The following is a 228-nucleotide window of genomic DNA, read 5'->3' as shown; positions in this document are numbered from 1 at the left end:
ACTTGACAAATGGCAAAATCTAAAACAATATAGTGTCATGGATGAATTACGCAATCAGCTTAAAACCATGAACCGTCAGTTCAACTTTTATATGAAGCACAAGACGGCCATGAAGAATAACCTCATCGGCATCCTTGATCAGACCTATCCTGGCATTAATACTTACTTTGACAGCCCTGCACGTAGTGACGGCAGCCAGAAATGGGTTGATTTTGCATCCACTTACTG

General features: G+C 41.2%; 1 pseudogene. It reads left to right on the top strand.

Annotated features, from left to right (window positions below):
• Window positions 1-228 (top strand): annotated as a pseudogene (locus HJY11_RS13820) (IS110 family transposase); the annotation flags it as partial.

It is taken from the genome of Bittarella massiliensis (ex Durand et al. 2017), from assembly GCF_017566145.1.
Taxonomy (GTDB): domain Bacteria; phylum Bacillota; class Clostridia; order Oscillospirales; family Ruminococcaceae; genus Bittarella; species Bittarella massiliensis_A.
Note: the sequence above shows the minus strand (reverse complement) of the source record. Positions and strands in the feature narration are given on the sequence as shown.